The 18,666-nt window shown below is 74.2% G+C and carries 16 protein-coding genes and 1 riboswitch; of the genes, 7 read left to right on the top strand and 9 right to left on the bottom strand.

Annotated features, from left to right (window positions below; translation table 11 throughout):
• Nucleotides 1-33 precede the first annotated feature (33 nt).
• Nucleotides 34-1,566, top strand: coding sequence for a polyprenol phosphomannose-dependent alpha 1,6 mannosyltransferase MptB (gene mptB / locus ACZ6TV_RS47950; protein ID WP_465307062.1), 1,533 nt, complete (start codon nucleotides 34-36; stop codon nucleotides 1,564-1,566).
• A gap of 9 nt (nucleotides 1,567-1,575) precedes the next feature.
• Here the strand turns inward: mptB and ACZ6TV_RS47945 are convergent, their stop codons facing one another.
• Both ACZ6TV_RS47945 and dnaG read right to left on the bottom strand, forming a co-directional pair.
• On the bottom strand, nucleotides 1,576-2,109 hold the full coding sequence (locus tag ACZ6TV_RS47945) for a hypothetical protein (protein ID WP_465307060.1): 534 nt from the start codon (nucleotides 2,107-2,109) through the stop codon (nucleotides 1,576-1,578).
• A 905-nt stretch (nucleotides 2,110-3,014) separates the two neighbouring features.
• Nucleotides 3,015-4,862 (bottom strand): DNA primase, encoded by a 1,848-nt coding sequence (dnaG, locus tag ACZ6TV_RS47940; protein ID WP_465307059.1) that lies wholly within the window; start codon nucleotides 4,860-4,862, stop codon nucleotides 3,015-3,017.
• Between the two features lie 121 nt (nucleotides 4,863-4,983).
• On the opposite strand from dnaG, the gene ACZ6TV_RS47935 reads away from it, so the two are divergent.
• Together ACZ6TV_RS47935 and ACZ6TV_RS47930 are read left to right on the top strand one after the other, a co-directional pair.
• Nucleotides 4,984-5,970, top strand: a complete 987-nt coding sequence (locus tag ACZ6TV_RS47935) for a SanA/YdcF family protein (RefSeq protein ID WP_465307057.1) — start codon at nucleotides 4,984-4,986, stop codon at nucleotides 5,968-5,970.
• Nucleotides 5,971-6,126: 156 nt separating this feature from the next.
• Entirely contained in the window at nucleotides 6,127-7,371 is a 1,245-nt protein-coding gene (locus ACZ6TV_RS47930; RefSeq protein ID WP_465307055.1) for a polyprenyl synthetase family protein, read from the top strand.
• Nucleotides 7,372-7,421: 50 nt separating this feature from the next.
• Here the strand turns inward: ACZ6TV_RS47930 and ACZ6TV_RS47925 are convergent, their stop codons facing one another.
• Nucleotides 7,422-8,180, bottom strand: a complete 759-nt coding sequence (locus ACZ6TV_RS47925) for a hypothetical protein (protein ID WP_465307053.1) — start codon at nucleotides 8,178-8,180, stop codon at nucleotides 7,422-7,424.
• A 119-nt stretch (nucleotides 8,181-8,299) separates the two neighbouring features.
• Nucleotides 8,300-8,443, bottom strand: a riboswitch (cyclic di-AMP (ydaO/yuaA leader).
• 47 nt (nucleotides 8,444-8,490) lie between these two features.
• Complete coding sequence (locus ACZ6TV_RS47920; protein ID WP_465307051.1) at nucleotides 8,491-10,029, bottom strand: diguanylate cyclase domain-containing protein; 1,539 nt, start codon at nucleotides 10,027-10,029, stop codon at nucleotides 8,491-8,493.
• Nucleotides 10,030-10,173: 144 nt separating this feature from the next.
• On the opposite strand from ACZ6TV_RS47920, the gene ACZ6TV_RS47915 reads away from it, so the two are divergent.
• Together ACZ6TV_RS47915 and ACZ6TV_RS47910 are read left to right on the top strand one after the other, a co-directional pair.
• Nucleotides 10,174-10,839 (top strand): response regulator, encoded by a 666-nt coding sequence (locus tag ACZ6TV_RS47915; RefSeq protein WP_465307049.1) that lies wholly within the window; start codon nucleotides 10,174-10,176, stop codon nucleotides 10,837-10,839.
• Complete coding sequence (locus ACZ6TV_RS47910) at nucleotides 10,836-11,975, top strand: sensor histidine kinase (protein ID WP_465307047.1); 1,140 nt, start codon at nucleotides 10,836-10,838, stop codon at nucleotides 11,973-11,975. Before ACZ6TV_RS47915 ends, ACZ6TV_RS47910 begins: the two co-directional genes overlap by 4 nt.
• Here the strand turns inward: ACZ6TV_RS47910 and ACZ6TV_RS47905 are convergent.
• The 5 genes from ACZ6TV_RS47905 to ACZ6TV_RS47885 form a co-directional block, all read right to left on the bottom strand.
• Nucleotides 11,936-12,613, bottom strand: a complete 678-nt coding sequence (locus ACZ6TV_RS47905) for a hypothetical protein (protein WP_465307045.1) — start codon at nucleotides 12,611-12,613, stop codon at nucleotides 11,936-11,938. The two genes, ACZ6TV_RS47910 and ACZ6TV_RS47905, sit on opposite strands and share 40 nt — an antisense overlap.
• A gap of 157 nt (nucleotides 12,614-12,770) precedes the next feature.
• Nucleotides 12,771-14,012, bottom strand: a complete 1,242-nt coding sequence (locus tag ACZ6TV_RS47900; protein WP_465307043.1) for an NAD(P)/FAD-dependent oxidoreductase — start codon at nucleotides 14,010-14,012, stop codon at nucleotides 12,771-12,773.
• A gap of 98 nt (nucleotides 14,013-14,110) precedes the next feature.
• The gene (locus ACZ6TV_RS47895; protein ID WP_465307119.1) at nucleotides 14,111-15,346 is read right to left on the bottom strand and encodes a deoxyguanosinetriphosphate triphosphohydrolase; all 1,236 of its coding nucleotides are present in this window, start codon (nucleotides 15,344-15,346) and stop codon (nucleotides 14,111-14,113) included.
• A gap of 44 nt (nucleotides 15,347-15,390) precedes the next feature.
• On the bottom strand, nucleotides 15,391-16,566 hold the full coding sequence (locus tag ACZ6TV_RS47890; protein ID WP_465307041.1) for an AI-2E family transporter: 1,176 nt from the start codon (nucleotides 16,564-16,566) through the stop codon (nucleotides 15,391-15,393).
• Nucleotides 16,567-16,573: 7 nt separating this feature from the next.
• On the bottom strand, nucleotides 16,574-16,927 hold the full coding sequence (locus ACZ6TV_RS47885) for a VOC family protein (RefSeq protein WP_465307039.1): 354 nt from the start codon (nucleotides 16,925-16,927) through the stop codon (nucleotides 16,574-16,576).
• Nucleotides 16,928-17,224: 297 nt separating this feature from the next.
• Here ACZ6TV_RS47885 and ACZ6TV_RS47880 point away from each other — a divergent pair, with 297 nt between their 5' ends.
• On the top strand, nucleotides 17,225-17,611 hold the full coding sequence (locus tag ACZ6TV_RS47880) for a hypothetical protein (RefSeq protein ID WP_465307037.1): 387 nt from the start codon (nucleotides 17,225-17,227) through the stop codon (nucleotides 17,609-17,611).
• A gap of 31 nt (nucleotides 17,612-17,642) precedes the next feature.
• Nucleotides 17,643-18,656: a hypothetical protein gene (locus ACZ6TV_RS47875; protein ID WP_465307035.1), complete on the top strand. Its 1,014-nt coding sequence runs from the start codon at nucleotides 17,643-17,645 to the stop codon at nucleotides 18,654-18,656.
• Nucleotides 18,657-18,666 lie beyond the last annotated feature (10 nt).

Here is an 18,666-nt window from a genome sequence, read left to right as displayed (position 1 = left end):
TCTGACAAAAACGGGGACGATTACCATGGCCCGGTGAGCGTCAACCCGCGCTGGCTCGGGCTGGCCGCCACCGTCCTGCTCGCCGCCAGCGGTTTCCTGGCCGGCAAGCCCGTGCCGCACGACGGCGCGTGGGTGCTCGGCGTCGTCGTCTGGTTCGTCGCGCTCGCGATGCTGATCCGCGCGTGGTGGACGCTGCGCGAGGAGACCGACCAGCGAAGCGTCCTGGTCACCGCCGCGCTCTGGAGCGTCCCGCTGCTGTTCGCGCCGCCGCTGGGCAGCCACGACGTGTATGCGTACGCCTGCCAGGGCCAGCTCTTCAACGCCGGCCTCGACCTCTACCAGGTCGGCCCCGCGGCGCTGCCCTGCACGTGGCTCTCCGACGTGCCCGAGCTGTGGCGGGAGACCCCCACGCCCTACGGTCCACTGTGGATCGCCGTCGAGGGCGCCGCGGCCTGGCTCTCGCACGGCAGCCTTCCCGCCGTCGTACTGCTGCTGCGCCTCGCCGCCGTGCTCGGCCTGGTCCTGTGCGTCGCCGCCGTGCACCGCCTCTCCCGCGGCAACGCGCTGCTGGCCGCCAGCCCCCTCGTCCTCGTCCACGTCGTGTCCGGCGCCCACAACGACGTCGTCCTCGCCGGCCTGCTCCTCGCCGGGTTCGTCGCCGCCCGCCGTCCGGGTGCCGCGCCTGCGGCAGCGGCCGGGCTCGCCTTCGGCCTCGCCGTCGCCGTCAAGGTCACCGCGCTGGCCGCCGTCCCTTTCGCACTCCTGTTGGTCTTTTCCGCCGGTACGACCAGAGCCCGCTGGACCGGCACCGCCGCCTTCGTCACGTCGATCGGTGCCGCCTACGCGCTCCTGGCCCTGCTCACCGGCCACGGCCTCGGCTTCCTCGCCGCTCTCGGCTCCACCAGCACGATGGTCCAGTGGCTGTCGATCCCGACCGGCGTGGGCATGACCGCCGGTTACGTACTGCGCATAGCCGGCCACCCCGAGTCGTTCGCGACGGCGGTGGCGATCGCGCGGGCCGCAGGGCTGCTGGCGTTGGCGACGGGCCTGGTGGTGCTGTGGTGGCGGACCGCGACGACCCTCGCCGCCCTGCGCCGCACCGGCCTGCGGGCCGGCGAAGGCCGGCCGGGCGCCGCCGCCGGTCAGGAACCGGCCGCCGCGACGGACCGGCACGGGCAGGACGTGACGCTCACCCCGGCCGGCCTGCGCGGGCAGGACGTGGTGCTCACCGCGGCGGGGTGCGGCATGCTCGCCGCGGCGGTGCTCGGCCCGGTGTTCTACGCCTGGTACGCGATCGCCGGCATCGCCCTCCTGGCCGGCACCACGCTCACCGGACGGCTGCGCACCGTGGTCCTGGTCGCGGCGGCGGGCCTGCCGCTGCTCACGCTGCCCGACAGTCTCGGCCTGGCCACGAAGACGAAGGTGCCCGGCGCGTTCCTCGACGTCGCCCTCGTCACGGCCGCCGTCGTCCACCTGCTCCGCCGCCGCGGGCGCCCCGCGGCACCGGCGGCACCGGCGGCACCGGCGCCCGCTCCCGCCGGCGAGCCCACCACCGACCGTCCCTGACCGGAGGGCTCAGGCCGGGGTGCCGATCGCGTCGCGGGCCTGCCCGACCAGCACCGCGGTCTGCTCGGCGACGCCCGGGGCGGCCGGGTCGACGCCTTCGTCGTACCGGACGGTCCAGCGCAGCCCGTCCACACCGCTGACCCGCCGGGCGACGACCCTGACACCGAAGCCCGCGGCGAGCGGGTGGTGCGAGGTGTGCGCGATCGACTTGTTGACCCGGGTCCGCACCTGCTCCGGCACCCTGTCCGGGTCGAGCAGCGTGATGACCAGCGGCGGCAGGTCCTCCATGACGACATACCCGCCGGGGCCGTCGACCGGCTGCTCCCGGGCGGCGATCAGCGCCAGCTGCCGCCCCGACCACGTCGCCTTGTGGATCTCGTGCCAGCCGAGCCGCTCCCCCGCGCCCGGCAGCCACAGCCCGAGGTTGGTGACCACCACGACGTTGTCACCGGCCGCACCCGCCCAGGACAGCACCCGCTCGTCGGCGGCGAGGGCGGGCTGCTGACCTGCCGGCAGGCGGCGCTTCTTCAGGAAGCCGAACACGACGCTCTCCTTCTGTCGAACGGCCGCACCCACCGCGACCGGACCACCCACCACCACCGAACCACACCCCGCCAACCGCCCGCACACCGCCACCCGGCCGCCACACCGCCCCACACCCACACCGCTTCAAACCCGCCCTGCCCCGCCCTGCCCCGCCCCGCCCCGCACCGCCCTGCCCCGCACCGCCCCGCCCCGCACCGCCCCGCCCGGCCCTGCCCCGCACCGCCCGGCCCTGCCCCGCACCGCCCCGGCACCGCACAGGCACCGCGGCACGCGCATCGACTCACACCGGCTCGGCACCCCGCGGCAGCGGACCACGCCCCGTCGCCAGGCACTGGACAACCGGGCCGCTGCTCCTGGCCCGCTCCCGGCCACCGCCCGAGCACGGACACCTGGATGCCGTACACGGCGAGGAAGTCCTCCACATCCCGCCCACGCACTGCGAGTGACGTCACCCGCCGCGACGGCACCCCGCGGCGCGGTGGCGGCCACTGCGAAACGGCGTCCACAGCGAGGTGCCAGCACGCGAACCGGTCATGGCACGCGGCCCCGATGGTGACGCGCGACGCGACGCGCGGGCTCGCGATGACGCCGCACTGCGCACCCCACCGCGCCGGACGACCGGTCCGCGCCGAGCCACCAGTCCGACGCCAAGCCAATCCGACGCCAAGCCAACCCGGCCCGAAGCCAACCCGACGCCAAGCCAACCCGGCCCGAAGCCAGCCCGGCCCCAAGCCGGGCGGGGGTCACTGGGCCGCCAAGACCGCCGAGCCATCGCCGGGGAAGCCGATCCGGCCGAGCCACCGCCGAAGCCGCAAAGCCGCAAAGCCGGCCGAGCCATCAACCCGAGCCATCAACCCGAGCCATCAACCCCAGCCACCAACCCCAGCCGCCGGGCGGAGCGGTCACCAGCGGCTGGCGCCGCGGTCGCGGAGGGCCCTGGCGTGCTGCTCCAACGACACCAGCTCGCTGAACAGGCGCAGATACTCGTCGGCGTTGGTGACCGGGTTGATGCGCTGCTGCTTGGACTTGAGGTCGGCGATACGGCGGTTGAGGGCGGGCAGCTGCAGCCGGACGATCGTGGCCTCGACATAGCGCGGGTCTGGCTCGCCGTCGAGGCGCAGGGGCTCGACGGCCAGCTCGCTGACCAGGGCGGCCGCCGCGGGCTCGGTGCAGGCCTCGCGGACCCGCTCGATCCAGACGGCACCGCCGGTCGCGGAGGAGGCGCCGCCGGCCTCGGTGATCGCGGCGCGCAGGAGGGTGTAAGTGGGGTGGGCGTAGATGTCGGCGCCGATGACGTCGAACATCGGGCCGGCCAGGGCGGGCTGCTGCAGGGCGAGCTTGAGGGCCTCGCGCTCGACGAGGGCCTCGGCGCTGTCCGGGGCCAGGATCTTGCGGGCCGGGGTGGCGGGCGCCTCGACGAGGCCCTTGGCGGCGGCGCCGACGGAGCGCTGGACGGTCTCGAGCTCCATGCCGAGGTCGCCGGCGAGCTTGCGGGCATACTCGGGGCGCAGCGTGCGGTCCTTGATCTTCGCGACCAGGGGCGCGGTGGCCTTGAGGGCGCCGACGCGGCCCTCGGCGGTGTCGAGGTCGAAGCGCTGGATGACGGAGCGCAGGGCGAAGTCGAGCAGTGGCTGCCGGTCGGCGACGAGGTCGCGGACCGCGACGGGGCCCTTGGCCATGCGCAGCTCGCACGGGTCCATGCCGTTGGGGCCGACGGCGATGAAGGTCTGTGCCACGAAGCGCTGGTCGTCCTCGAAGGCGCGCAGGGCCGCCTTCTGCCCGGCGGCGTCGCCGTCGAAGGTGAAGATGATCTCGCCGCCGTAGCCGTCGGCGTCGAGCAGGAGGCGGCGCAGGACGGCGATGTGGTCGGCGCCGAAGGCGGTGCCGCAGGTCGCGACGGCCACCGGCACGTCGGACAGGTGGCAGGCCATCACGTCCGTGTATCCCTCGACGATGACCACCTTGCTCTGCTTGGCGATCTCGCGTTTGGCCTGGTCGACCCCATACAACACGTGCGACTTCTTGTAGAGGGGGCTCTCGGGCGTGTTGAGGTATTTCGGGCCGTCGTCGTCGTCGAAGAGCTTGCGCGCCCCGAAGCCGATCACGTCGCCGGAGATGTCCTTGATCGGCCAGAGCAGCCGGCGGCGGAACCGGTCGATGAGGCTGCCGGAGCGCGCCTCCTTGGACAGCCCGGCGGTGATCAGCTCCTGGGCCGTGTAGCCCTTGAGGCGCAGGTGCTTGCTCAGCGGATCCCAGCCCTCGGGGGCGAAGCCGCAGCCATAGCGCTCGGCCTCCTCGCGGCCGAAGCCGCGCTGGGCGAGGAACTCGCGGGCGAGCCGGGCGCCGGGCGAGCCGAGCTGCTCGGCATAGAAGCGGGCCGCCTCGGCGTGGGCGGCGATGAGGCGCTGCTTCTGCCCCGTCTGGCGGACCGGCGCGCTGCCCGCCTCCACATACTGCAGCTGCAGGCCGGCGCGGCCGGCGAGGCGCTCGACCGACTCGACGAACGTCAGGTGGTCGTGGTCCATCAGGAACTTGATGGCGTCGCCGCCGGCGCCGCAGCCGTGACAGAAATACACGTTGCGGGCGGGCGACACGTTGAACGAGGCGGTCTTCTCGTCGTGGAACGGGCAGAGCCCCTTGAGGTTGCCGCCACCCGCCGACTTCAGCGTCACATGCTCGGAGATCACATCCGCGATCGCGGTGCGCTCCCGAACCAGGGCGATGTCCTCGTCCTTGATCTTGCCGGCCACCCGACGCCACCTCCCCAACCCGAGGGATACATCCTGCCTCGCGCGTACGACAATTTACGACTCCACACGTCGAACACCACACGGGCACCGCCACCACACAACCCCGTGCGATGCTGCCGCCATGCCGAAACTGCGTGACGAGCGGGTGGCCTGGCTGGCCGTGCAGGAGCGGCTGCGCCGTCGCAGCCGCCGCCCGGGGCCCCTGGGCTGGCTGGCGACGTTCGTCACGCTGGGCGCGTGGATGCTGCTGCGGTCCCGGGGCGGCGGCGCGGCGCGGATGGCGGCGTATTCGGTGGCGGTCGACCACGTCACCGGGTATCTCGGCGACGACGACCGGGCGAGGCTGCGGGCCGGCCGGACGGTGCCGCCGTGGTTCCTCTTCGAGGTCGAGCGGGCCAGGCGCGCGGCCCGCTGGCGCGAGCGGCTGCCGCAGGGGCGGGAGACCCCGCTGGAGCGCCGGCGGCGGATCCTGCTCAGGGTCGTCCTCACCGGCGGTGTCGTCGCCGCGCTCGTCCTGGCGCCGACCGTGTGGGTGCGGGCCGCGTCCATCGGCCGCGTGGGCCCCGCCGCGGAGGCGCCGGACGCCGGGGTCGCGATCGTCTTCGGCGCCCAGGTCGCGCCCGGCGGGCAGGAGCCGATGCCGTTCCTCAAGGGCCGGCTCGACGTCGCCGCGAAGCTGCTCACCACCGGCAAGGTCCGGGCGCTGCTCATCTCCGGCGACGCCCAGGGCGGCTCCGGCGACGAGGTCCGCGTCATGCGCGACTACCTGGCGGCGCAGGGCGTCGACCCGGCCAGGATGGTCGTCGACCCGCACGGACTGGACACCTATGACACGTGCCGCCGCGCCCATGACGTGTACGGCGTGACCAAGGCCCTCCTCGTCAGCCAGGAGCTGCACCTGCACCGCGCGGTGACGCTCTGCCGGCGGCTCGGGGTCGACGCGTACGGCGTGCCCGCCCTGTGCGAGGGCTGCCAGCGGGTGACGATCCTGTACAACACGGCCAGGGACGTCGCGGCCGGGCCGAAAGCGGCGTGGGAGGCGTTGCGGCACCGCCAGGCGGCGGTCGTGTCGGCACCGGATCCGTCCCTGCGGGAGGCGATGCGCTGACGCGCCCACCATCGTGGTTTTGGGCGTGTCAGGCCGGCTCCGGCGGCATACTTGATCGGTCCACGGCGCCGGCATTGATCGGCGCACGTCCATGTCCGGATCCGACAAGGGTGGTGCGTGACCGGTGCTTGTCCTCCGCCCGGCGGTGTCCGGCTGATGGTCACCGTGCTGCGCTCCGTCGACGACGTCCTCGCCTGGGCGGGGCTGCTGGTCGAGCCGCCGCTGCGCACGGCCGTCGGCCGGCTCCCGGCGCCCTCGCGTGAGGTGGCCGAGCTGCAGCTGGGGGCCGTCGACGAGGAGCCGGTGGTCGCTCGTACCCGCGCGGCGCTGACCCTCGTGAGCGCCGGCGCCGTCGGCGGTGACCCGCACGACGCGGTGCCGGGCGCGGTGGCGGTGGAGCTGGTGCACCAGTGGTCGGTGCTGCAGCGGGACCTGTTCGACGGCGACCTGACCCGCCGGCACCGGCCGACCGCCTGGAGCGTCGTCGGCCCGCACCCGGCCACGCTGGGCGGGGAGGCGATGCTGGCCCTCGCGTTCGACGTGGCCGCGACGGGCGACCCCACGCGACGGGTCCCGCGCCCGCTGCGCCAGGCCACCCGTGCCGCACCGTTCTCCGTTTCCGCCGATGCCGATGTACCGGCAACGCCGTCCCCCGCACGAACCGGGGCGGACCGGGCACCGGCCGAAGCGCCTCGGGCGGGACGGCCCCCGGCCGGCACCGACGGCGAACCCCGCGACGGCGTGACCGCCGACCGGGTCCCCGACCCGTGCGCCGACGCCGGCCGGCGGCCGCCGGCGCCCGTCGACCGAGCGGGCGTGCGCGTCCTCGGCGACACCGTCCAGCAGCTCCTGCAGGGCCGGCACACCGAGCTCGGCACCACCACCGCCCGCCGGTCCGGCAGCGACCTGCTCCGGGACTGCATCACCGCGGTCGAGCAGCGCAGCGGCGCCCTCCTCGGCTGCGCGTGCGCGCTCGGCGCGATCGCCGGCGGCGGCGACCACGCCAGGGTGGAGCAGCTGCGGCTGTTCGGCGTGCGGCTGGGCCTGGCCGTGCAGTTCACCGAGGACGTGCAGGGCATCTGGGGCGACCCCGCCGTGACGGGCCGCCCGACCTTCCCGGACCTGCGCCGGGGCCGGCGGTCACTGCCGGTCGCCGCGGCCCTCGCCGCGGGCGCCGAAGAGCTCGACGACCTGCTGCACCGCGAGCGCCGCCTCAGCGACGCCGACCTCGAACGCGCCGCGAAGGTCATCGAGCGGGCCGGTGCCCGCACCTGGTGCGTCCAGCAGGCCGAGGATCTCCTGGCGCAGGCGCTGCTCGCCCTCGACCTGGCGATCCCGGAGCCGGCCGCGGTCGCCGAACTCGTCGCCCTGGCCCGCTGGGCCACCCGCCACCCCGCCTGAAACCGCACCGCACCGCACCGGACCGAGCCGGTGCGGTGCGGTCACGGGCCTCAGGTGAGGGCGCCGACGACCTGCGTCGCGCGGGTCGCGTGCTTCTGATACGCACCGGGGAACGCCGAGCGCTGCACCGCCTGCGCGGCCGCGGTCACGCTCATCCGCTGCCAGCCCTGCACGCGGGACAGCGCGGAGTAGAAGAGCATCGCGGAGTGCGCCGGGTCCATCAGCTCGGCCACGGTGCCCCAGCCCTGGCTGGCCCGTTGCTGGAACAGCCCGACCGAGTCGTGGTCGGACGAGACCCCCTCGTGCGGCAGCCCCAGGCTGGACGGGACGGCGGAGCTGGCGACGTTGTACAGGTCGCTCTCCTGCATCGCGGTCGCGACCGCCACGACGAGGGCCTGGTCGGGCATGCCCTGCGCCCGGCCCTGCTTGACGATGATCGCGGCGTTGTCCATCTGCCGCTGATCGAGGCCGGCGACCGGCCGGACGACGGGCGGCGCGGGCGGCGCGGGCGGCGCGGGCGGCACCGGCGGCACGGCGGGCACCGCGACGGCGAGCGGCCCGCCGGCCGGCGCCGAAACGGACGGCGAAGCGGACCCGGACGGCGACGCGGAAGCGGACGGCGAGGACGTGGCGACGGCGCCCGGCTCGGCATACGCGGAGCCGGTGAACGGCGGTGACTCGGCCGGCACCCCGGCCAGGATCGTGGCGGACAGCACGGCGACCGAGACGGTGCCGGCCTTGGCGCCGAGCAGGGCGTTGAACGCGGGCCGGCGATGTCGCGGATTGAACTGGCGTGGCAATGGCTTCACTACTGATATTTCCTCTTCGTGGCAGGCAGCATCGGCACGCCGCCAGGAGGGCGGCGCGCAGGAAGGGGGGATCAGCGGTGCGGCGTTACAAGGTCATGCGGGCGACAAGCATCGGCGCAGACTCCTTCCGTGGCCGCCTACCGGGTTAGCTGACGGGTTCGGGCGGGAAGCATCGCCCTACCGTGGCTCGGCCACGGATACACCCCAGAGGACTACGTGGGTCCCCGGCTCGCGAACGTCTCGCGACTCGACGGCGCCCGCCCGGCAGCACCCGATGGGGTGCAGGTCGACCGGAGCGGACCATCCGACCCTACTGGGCCGCTTCCGGCCGGGCCAACCGCAGCAACGGCAATCCACCCGGCGCACCCGAACGATCACCGAACGCTGTCACCCGGCCGGTCACCTCCCCGGCGTGACGGCCGCCCTTGACCAGGTACATCGCCCGGTCGGCGGCGCGCAGCGCGGCGCCCGGGTCCTCGACCGTGTCATCGATCACGGCCACGCCGACGCTGACCCGGACCCGCATGATGTGCCCCTGGTGCGTGACGGGTGCGGCGACGGAGCGCTCCAGGCGGTCGACGAGCGCGCCGAGGTCGGCGGCGGCGACGTTGCCGGTGAGCACCACGAACTCGTCGCCGCCGAGCCGGGCGACGGTGTCGGTGGGCCGTACCAGCGAGACGAGGCGCTGCGCGACGGCGACGAGGACCGCGTCGCCAGCGTCGTGGCCGAGGGTGTCGTTGACGACCTTGAAGTCGTCGAGGTCGCAGAAGAGCAGCGCACTGATCACCCGCTCGGTGCGGGCCCGCCGGATCGCGGCCGCGAGCGGCTCGGCGAAGGCGTCGCGGTTGACCAGGCCGGTCAGCGGGTCGCGGGACGCCCGCCGCACCAGGTCGGCCTCGGTCGCCTTGCGGTCGGTGATGTCCTGCACCTGCGTGATCGCGAACGCCGGCGACCCGCCGACGACCGACATCGTCGCGGAGACCCAGATCGTCTCGCCGTCACCGCGCACGCAGCGGACCTCGTAGTCGCGGATGGACCCGGAACGGCCGGCGAAGACCGCCCTGCTGCGGTCGAGGTCCTCGGGGTGGATGAGGTCGCCGAAGCGCATCGAGACGAGCACGTCCTCGTCGCGGCCGAACAGCTCGCACAGGGCGGGGTTGACCCGGATCAGCCGGGTCATGTCGGCGCCCTCCAGGCCGATCATGCACATGCCGGTGCCGGCGCCGTTGAACGCGAGCCGGAACGCGGCCTCGCTGGCCTCCAGGTGCTGGCGCTCCCGGCGCAGCGCCTCGACGAGGTTGGCGTTGTTGATCGCGATGCCGGCCTGCGCGGCGAGCATCTCCAGCAGCTCCCGCTGGAACGCGCCGGGCCGTCTGCCGTCCGCGGGCAGGTCGACGCTGAGCACGCCGACCATCGACCCGTCGGGCGCGCACAGCGGCGCGAACAGGGCGTCGAGGGGGTGCCAGCGCTCCTCGTCGGGGATGTCCTCCGCACCGCCGGCCGGGGACGGGACCCAGGACTGGATGCCGTCGTTGTGCCGCTCGTGCGGCAGGTAGCGCAGCTGCCCCCACGCGTCGGCGGCGGCGAGGTGCGCGTCGAACTCGGCCGCCGGGTACCGCACGCCGAGCAGCTCGGCCCTCGCCTCCTCGGGCCCGGCGATGGCGACCGCCTCGTACTCACCCTCGGGATGCAGGTAGTTGACCACGGCGGCGCCGAACCCGACGCCCTCGACGACGGCCTCCGCGATGCGGTGCAGCGTCTCCACGACGGTGTCGCCGGTGTTGATCCGCCCGGTGATCGTGTAGACGGAACGGATCGCGGCCATCGCCATGTCCCGATCACGATCCACGGCTCGCCTACCCCGATCCGGCCGACTCTGCACCCTCACATCGACGCAACACCGCGGATCCTAAGCAGAATCGCGCGATCCGTGCAGGGTCCACCCGGCCGAGGCGCACGCCGGGCCGGTGCCGGCGCTGGCTATCCTGCACACATGTCGGAGCAGGTCAGACTCGTGATCGCCGACGACCAGGCGATGATCCGGGCGGGCCTGCGGCTGGTGGTGGAGACGGCCGCCGCGGCGACGATCACCGTGGTCGGCGAGGCTGCGGACGGCGCCGAGGCGGTCGCGGCGGCGCGGCGGCTGCGCCCGGACGTGCTCGTCATGGACATCGCCATGCCGCGGCTGGACGGGCTGTCCGCGGCCCGGCAGCTGCTCGCCGACCCGCGACCGCCGAAGATCGTGCTCCTGACCATGTTCGACACCGACGAGCACCTGCACGCGGCGCTGCGGCTCGGGGTCAGCGGGTTCCTGCTCAAGGTGTCGCCGCCGGAGCAGCTCGTCGACGCGGTCAGGGTCGCGGCGGCCGGTGACGCGCTCATCGACCCGGCGGTGACCACGCGGGTCATCGCGTCGTTCGCCGCGCGTCCCGAGCCGGACCCGGCGCCGGAGCTCGACACGCTGACAGGCCGGGAACGTGAGGTGCTGGAGCTGCTGGCACGCGGGCTGTCCAACGCGGAGATCGGCGAGCGGCTGCTGGTGGGCGAGGCGACCGTGCGGACCCACGTCGGCCGGGTCTTCCAGAAGCTGCGCCTGCGCGACCGGGTCCAGGCCGTCGTCTACGGCTACGAGGCGGGCATCGTCCGGCCGGGCGGGTGAGCGTGCCCGCCTGGCGGCCGTCGTGGCTCGATGCCCTGCTGGCGCTCGCCGTCGCCGGTGCCGGGGTCGTCGAGGCGTACGGGCGCGCCGGCGCCGGACCGGGCCAGGTGCACCGGCCGGGGCTCGTCGCCACGGGTGCGCTCGCCGCCGGGGTGCTGCTGGTGCTGCGCCGCCGCTCCCCCGTCGGCACGCTCGCCGCGCTGACCCTGCTGTCGGCCCTGTTCCGGGTCGCGGTCATGGACGACGACTACCCGCTCGCGGCGTGGCAGTTCTACTCGAACCTGATCCTGGTGCACACGGTCGGCAGCGAGCCGGCGGGACCGCGCGTGCGGGCCGCCGGCGTCGTGACCGTGCTCGCCGCGTACGCCCTGCTGCAGACCCTGCCGGGGCAGGACGTCGCGGAGAGCCTCATCGGCGCCATGTTCATGGGGGTCGCGTACGGCAGCGGCATCCTGCTGCGCCGGCAGACGCTGCGCACGGTCCGGATGGCACAGCGGGCGGCGGTCGCGGCCGCCGAGGAGCGCACCCGCATCGCCCGTGAGCTGCACGACGTCATCTCCCACAACGTCAGCCTGATGACGTTGCAGACCGGTGGCGTACGGCTGCTGCTGTCCGCCGATCCGGCCCGCGACAAGGAGCGGGACCTGCTGCGGGGCGTCGAGCGGGCCGGCCAGGACACGGTGGAGGAGCTGCGGATGCTGCTCGGTGTCCTGCGCAACGGGCAGCCACCGGCCGGCCTGGACCGCCTCGACGACCTGGCCGGGCCGCTGCGCGCCGCCGGGCTCGACGTCCGGGTGGCCACGACCGGCACGCCGCTGCCGCTGCCGCCGGCGCTGGGGCTGTCGGCGTACCGGATCGTCCAGGAGGCGCTGACCAACGCGCTCAAGCACGCCGGGGCGGCGACCGTCGACGTGACCGTCGGCTACACCGGCGACGCGGTCACGGTCGAGATCAGCGACGACGGCCGGTCCGCCGAGGCACCCGCAGCGGCGCCCGGCGACGGCGACGCGCCGGCCGGGCACGGGCTCGCCGGTATGCGGGAGCGGGCCGCGCTGCACGGCGGCACCCTGCGCGCCGGGGCCCGGCCCGGCGGCGGCTACACGGTCGCCGCGACGTTCCCGCTGGCCGGCGGCTGAGCCGGGGCCGGGTCGGCGGCCCACTCGGCGTCGCTCATCCGCAGCATCCGCAGCCCGATCACGCCCGCGCCGGCGACGTACAGCAGGCTCCCGGCGATCATGCCGACCGGGTACACCGGCCCGGCCAGCATGCCGATCACCATCGCCGGCGGCGCCCACCACGGCGCCCGCTTGTCGTACGCGAGCGTCAGGCCGAGCAGCAGCACCCCGAGCAGCCCGAGGAACCCCGGCACCTGGAATCCCCAGAGCGCGCCACCGGCGGCGAACGCGGCGTCGGCGAGCCGGTCGCCCTCCGCGGTGCCGAGGTCCGCCTCGAGCCGCGCGTAGAAGAAGTCGCCGAGCATCAGCGCGGAGAAGTTGACGACGCCGAGGAGGGCGACGCACCCGGCGACGTGCCCGAGGAGGACCGCGCGCCGGCGCACGAGGTGGATCATGCCGATGATGCCGGGCACGAGCAGCACCCAGCTCCAGTGCAGCAGCGCGGCGCTCACCGACACCTGCCCCAGGTGCCGGCCGTAGGCCCCGTCGGCCTGGTCACCGGCGCGCAGGGCGGGATCGGCGACCAGGCCCGCGATGTAGAACAGCGGCGCGGCGACGAGGCAGGCCCCGGCCGTCAGACGTCGAAGGTGGTGTGGCATGGCGACCTCTCGGCTCGAACGTGACGTGTCGAGCCGGAACCGTAGGCCGGGCCGCCGCCGCCCGTCGTCAGCCGCCGCGCTGACCCGGGTCAGCGCCGCGGCCTACCCGCGCCGCCCCGGGGAAGGTCCGGGGGCGGCGCGGCGGACCGGCCACGGGTCAGAGCAGCTCGCCGAGGGGGACCTTGGGGTCCTCCAGGCGGTCGAGGTCGACGGCGGTGCCGGCCCAGCCGGCACGGACGAGGGCCTGGATGTCGTCGGTGACGTCCCAGACGTTGACGTTCATGCCGGCGAGGACGCGGCCGTCCTTGACCCAGAAGGCGACGAACCCGTCGGCGACCGAGGTCCCGCCGCGGAAGACCACGCGGTCGTACTCGCCGGGGACGGCGAAGCCGGAGTACTCCATGCCGAGGTCGAACTGGTCGGAGAAGAAGTACGGCACCCGGTCGTAGACGGCGTCGCCGAGCAGGGACTTCGCGGCGACCTTGCCGCCGTTGAGGGCGTTGGCCCAGTGCTCGACCCGGATCCGGCGGCGCAGGCCGGGGTGGTCGAGGTTGACCACGTCGCCGGCGGCGTAGACGTCGGGGTCGGAGGTGCGCAGGGCGGCGTCGACGAGGATGCCGTTGTCGACCTCGAGGCCGGCGTCGACGGCGAGCTCGGTGTTGGGCTGGATGCCGACGCCGACGACGGCGACGTCCGCGGGCAGGTGCGTGCCGTCGGTGAGCGTCACGCCGGTGAGGACCCCGTCGGCGCCCTCGAAGGAGGCGACGCCCGAGCCGAAGCGGAACTCGACGCCGTTGGCGCGGTGCAGGTCGGCGAAGATCGTGGCGACCTCGTCGCCGAGGACCCGCTGCAGGGGCAGGCCGGCCTGCTCGACGACGGTGACGGACGCGCCGTGCTTGCGGGCGGCGGCCGCGGTCTCCAGGCCGATCCAGCCGGCGCCGACGACGACCACGCGGCCGGCGTCGCGCAGGTGGGCCAGCAGCGCGTCGGACTCGTCGACGGTGCGCAGGTACCGCACGCCGGTGAGCCCGGCGCCGGGCACGTCCAGGGTGCGGACCCGGGAGCCGGTGGTGAGCAGCAGCTTGTCGTAGCGCAGCTCGTCGACGCCGTCGAGGGTGACGGTGTGCGCGGCGGGGTCGAGCCGGGTGACGCGGGTGGCGAGGCGCAGGTCGACGTCGTTGTCGGTGTACCACGCCGCGGGGTGGACGAACGCCTTCTCGCGGGCGTCCTCCTTGCCCTGCAGGTAGCCCTTGGACAGCGGGGGGCGCTCGTAGGGGCGCTCCGTCTCCTCGCCGATCAGCACGATCCGGCCGGTGAAGCCCTCGGCGCGCAGCGTCTCCGCCGCCTTCGCCCCGGCGAGGCTCGCGCCCACGATCACAAATGTCCGCTCGTCAGCCATACGTCCCAGCCTTCCCTACCGCCGCGCGATCCGCCACGGGACACCGCCGGGCGCTTGGACCGGACGCTCGGGTCAGGCGCTCGGGTCAGGCGCTCGGGTCAGGTGCTCAGCCGCTCGTGCCAGGCGGTCGCGGACAGGTCGGTGAGGCTGGCGACCTGGTCGATGACGACCCGGAGCCGGGCGGCGTCGTCGGGCGCGGCCCGCCACATCGGGGCGAACACCGCGTCGAGGCCGTCCGGGGCCCGGTCGGCGAGGGCGGCCACGAGCTCGGTGAGGATGGTGACCTCCTGCGCGTAGCGCTGTCTCGAGCCGGGGCGGCGCATCACGTACCGCAGCGCGATGCCCTTCAGCAGCGCGCACTGCGCCCGCACGGCCGGCGGCACGACGAGCCCGGCCGCGTAGCGGCGGACCGGCGCGTCGCCGTGGGCGGACCTGGTCGCGGACACGGCGGCCGCGGCGAACCGGCCGGTGAGCACGCTGGTCATCCGCTTCAGGGCGACCTGTGCGGCGTGGCTGCCGTCGTAGTGGTCCAGCGGCGCGAGGACCGGGTCGGCGAGCAGGTCCAGCAGCACGGTCTCCAGGTCCGCGGCCGTCTCGGAGGAGTACGCGGCGGCGACGTCCTCGCACAGCGCGGCGCGTTCGCCGGCGTCGGCGCGCAGGGTGGCCAGGTGGACGTAGCCGCCGTGGATGCCGTCCTCGACGTCGTGCACCGAGTAGGCGACGTCGTCGGCCCAGTCCATGACCTGCGCCTCGAGGCACCGGTCCGGGCCGGAACGACCGTCGCGCAGCCAGGCGAAGACGGCCTCGTCGTCGGAGTACACCCCGAACTTGCGGTAGCCGTCGCGGCGCGGCCACGGGTATTTCGACACGGCGTCGAGCGAGGCCCGGGTGAGGTTGAGCCCGGCGGAGGCGCCGTCCGGGGCGAGGACCTTGGCCTCCAGCCGGGTGAGGACCCGCAGGGTCTGCGCGTTGCCCTCGAACCCGCCGCACGGCCCGGCGACGGCGTCGAGCGCGTCCTCGCCGTTGTGCCCGAACGGGGGGTGGCCGAGGTCGTGGGCGAGCCCGGCGGTGTCCACGACGTCGGGGTCGCAGCCGAGGCGGGCGCCCATCTCCCGGGCGATCTGCGCGACCTCCAGGGAGTGGGTGAGCCGGGTGCGCAGGAACGCGTCGGCGCCCGCGGTGTGCACCTGGGTCTTGGCGGCGAGCCGGCGGAACCCGGCGGAGTGCAGGACCCTGGCCCGGTCCCGCTGGAACGGGGTGCGGCCGTTGTCCGCCGAGGTCGTCGCGCGGTCCTTCTGCGGCTCGAGCACGAAGCGTTCCGCGTCGGGGTCCACGTGCCGGGCACGGGCCTGCCCGGCGTGCTGATCCCGGGGCGCGTTCACGAGTCGAGCTTAGAGCTTTCCTCGGCTTCCCGATCTCGCGGCGCGGGAAGTGGCGCCTGGACCGGCGCGGAGTCCTGCGCCTGGGACGCGGCGGGCGGCGACGGGACGGGCACGGGTGGCGGCGCGGGTGGGTCGCGGCCGGCGGGCGGCTCGTTGAGCGCCTCGACGACGGGTGTCATCAGGACCTTGATCGCGGCGACGACGGGGATCGCCATGAGCGCGCCGACGACGCCGAGGATCGCGCCGCCGACCAGCGCCGCGAGCAGCACGGCGATCGAGGACAGGTCCACGGTGTTGCGCAGGACCCGCGGCGCGATCAGGTAGTTCTCCAGCTGCTGGTACAGCAGGAAGAACGTGGCGACGACGATCGCGCCGGGCCAGAGGTCGCCGGTGACCAGCGCGACGACCGTGCACCCGACGGCGCCGACGGTGGCGCCGATGAGCGGGATCAGGTCGGTGATCGCGACGAAGAAGGCGAGGGGCAGTGCGAACGGCACGTCCATCAGGAACAGGCAGGCGAACGAGGACACGCCGGCGAACAGCGAGATGATCAGGTTGCCGATCATATAGCCGCCGACCTTGTCGACGACGACGTTGATCGCCTGCGCGGCGCGGGGGCGGCCCTGCCGGGGCACCAGCCGCACGATGCCGCGGCGGATCCGGGGCAGGTCGGCCATGAAGTAGACGGTGAGCACGGTGACCAGCAGGACGTTGAGGATCGCGCTGAAGATCCCGGTGATGACGCCGAGCGCGCCGCCGCCGATCTTGCCCGGCAGTGTCTTGGCGTATTCGGTGAGCTTCGCCGTCAGCCCGTAGCGGTCGGCCACCTCGCGATACGCCTGCGACCGCTCGGGCAGCTCCTGCAGATACTGCGGGATGTTGCGCAGCAGGTCGCCGCCCTGCCCGACCAGGGGCGGGACCATCGACCAGACGAACCCGACGAGGATCGCCAGGGCGAGCACCACGATGACGGCGACCGCGACCGAGCGGCGCACCCCACGGCGGATGAGCAGCCGCACGGCCGGGTCGAGGCTCACGGCGACGAACACGGCGATGACGACCTGCACGAGGATCTGCCGGACGTTGTACAGCGCGAACGCGCCGGCGGCCACGGTCAGCAGCCCGAGCCCGGACGCGACCGCCCACCGGTACGCCTTCCCGAATTCACTCATCGGGGGGTCACTCGCGGGTGCGAAGGATGCAGAACTCGTTGCCCTCGGGGTCGGCCAGGACCAGCCACTCGGTCTCCTCCGACTGGCCGACGTCGACGTGCCGGGCGCCCATGTTGACCAGGCGCTCGATCTCGGCGTCCAGGTCGTCGGGGCGCAGGTCGAGGTGGAGCCGGTTCTTGGCGTGCCTGGGGTCGGGGTGCCGCAGGAAGATCAGCCGTGGATGGCCGTCGATCCCGGGGCCGACCACGACCTCCCGCGCCGAGACGCTCTCGACCCGGTGGTCGAGCACTTCGGCCCACCACCGGCCGAGCCGCTCAGGGTCGAGCGCATCGACGATCAAGGCATCCCACCGGCTCCCCATGCGTACCTCCGTGGTCGGCGTGGGGACTCACCATACGCCGCGCCGACCGGCGTCGCAGCCGTGCAGCCGCACGAGGGCACGCCACCCTAGCGGCTTTCCAATGGCGGCGTCGCGTAAACGTGCATATTGCAAAAAGCAATGACCGATCGGGTTTCCGGTACCAACCGAACGCACGGAGTTGCCGATCCAGTGGCCCGGGGTAATTTGCCGGAAGCGCATCGTTAACGGCCGCTCCCCCCTTGTCGCCGTCGTGTGCCGCTTCCACGTGCCAATCTGCCGCCGCGAACGGGAGACCCAGTGTCTGCTATCGATGACTGCCTGCGCCGCGCCATGACGATCCGCGGCGCCATCGGGGCGAGCCTCATCGACTACACCACCGGGCAGTCGCTGGGCATGCAGGGCGGGCAGGAGGCGGTCGCGCCGCATGCGGACCCGACGGCCGCGGCGCTGGGCACGGCCAGCGTCATCCACGCGGCGATGCAGACCGCCGCGTACGCGCCGGCGGTGCCCGGCGACTCGGTCGAGGACGTCATCATCAGCACCTCCGCCGCGTATCACCTGATCAGGCCGGTGCGGACGAACTTCGACTCGCGGCTGGTGCTGTACGTCTGGCTCGACCGCGCCGAGGGCAACCTGGCCATCGCCCGCCGCCGCATCCGCTCCCTCGCCGAAGACCTCGCATGAGCGCGTGTCCCCGCACGACGGAGGTGGCAGCGTGAGCGGCAGGAGCGGCGGCCCGGCGAAGGACGGCAGGCAGCCGAAACTCGGCAAGGGCGTCACCCCGCTGAAGGCCCTCACGCAGCTCGCCTCCCTCGGCGCGACCGGCGCGCTGACCGTCGTCGGAGAGCCAGGTGGCGTCATCTTCCTGCGCGACGGCCTGGTCAACGGCGTCGAGTCGCCGGCCGCGCCGAGCGTCGACCGGCTGCTCACCGCCGCCGGGGTGGTCGACGAGCGGGTGTGGGAGACGATCCCGTCCCGGCCGGCCCGGGCCCTGGTGGAGGGCGGGCACGTCACCGCCGCGGAGATCGAGCTGTGTGCGATCAACGCCCTGTACGACGCCGCGTTCTTCGTCCTGTCGACCGGGCGGGCCGAGCTCCGCTTCGCCCCGGACATCGAGCACTGGCTCGGTGCGGAGGGCACCGTGACGGCGGACCAGTTGTGCGACCACGTCACCCGGCAGCGGCGCATCCTTGACGAGGTGCACCCCTCAGACGTCACTGACACCGCAGCCGTCAGGCCGGTCCTGCGACCCGGCCTCGACCGGGTGCTGCTGTCCGGCCTCCAGTGGGAGATCGTCCTGCACGCCGACGGTGAGCGGACCCCGCAGGAGCTGGCCGGGCTCCTCGGACGGTCCGCCTACGCGGTGACGCTGGACGTGCGCCGGCTCGCCGCGGCGGGCCTCGTACAGGAGCCGCCGCCGTCGGCAGAGGAGCCGCCACCGGCGATCGAGGAGCGGCCCGCGATCGAGCAGCAGCCACCGGCGCCGAAAGTCACTGGATCGGCGAAGCCGGTGCGGGCGGCTGCCGTCGCACCGGCCGTCGCCGAGGACGACGAGTTCCTGCCGCAGCGGGTCCCCGGGACGTTCACGTTCGAGGACCCGCCGGCCAGCACCCGCCGGCACCTTCCGGCCGGGGTCAGCGCCCTGGCGGTCCTGCCCGGGGCGATCGACAAGCCCCCGGACGACACGCTGCTCAAACGCATCCGATCGGCCCTGCAGTCCCTGCGATGACGCGATCGAG

This window comes from Dactylosporangium sp. NPDC051087 (assembly GCF_055586325.1).
The sequence above is the reverse complement of the archived record's forward strand: the minus strand, read 5'-3'. Positions and strand labels throughout refer to the sequence as shown.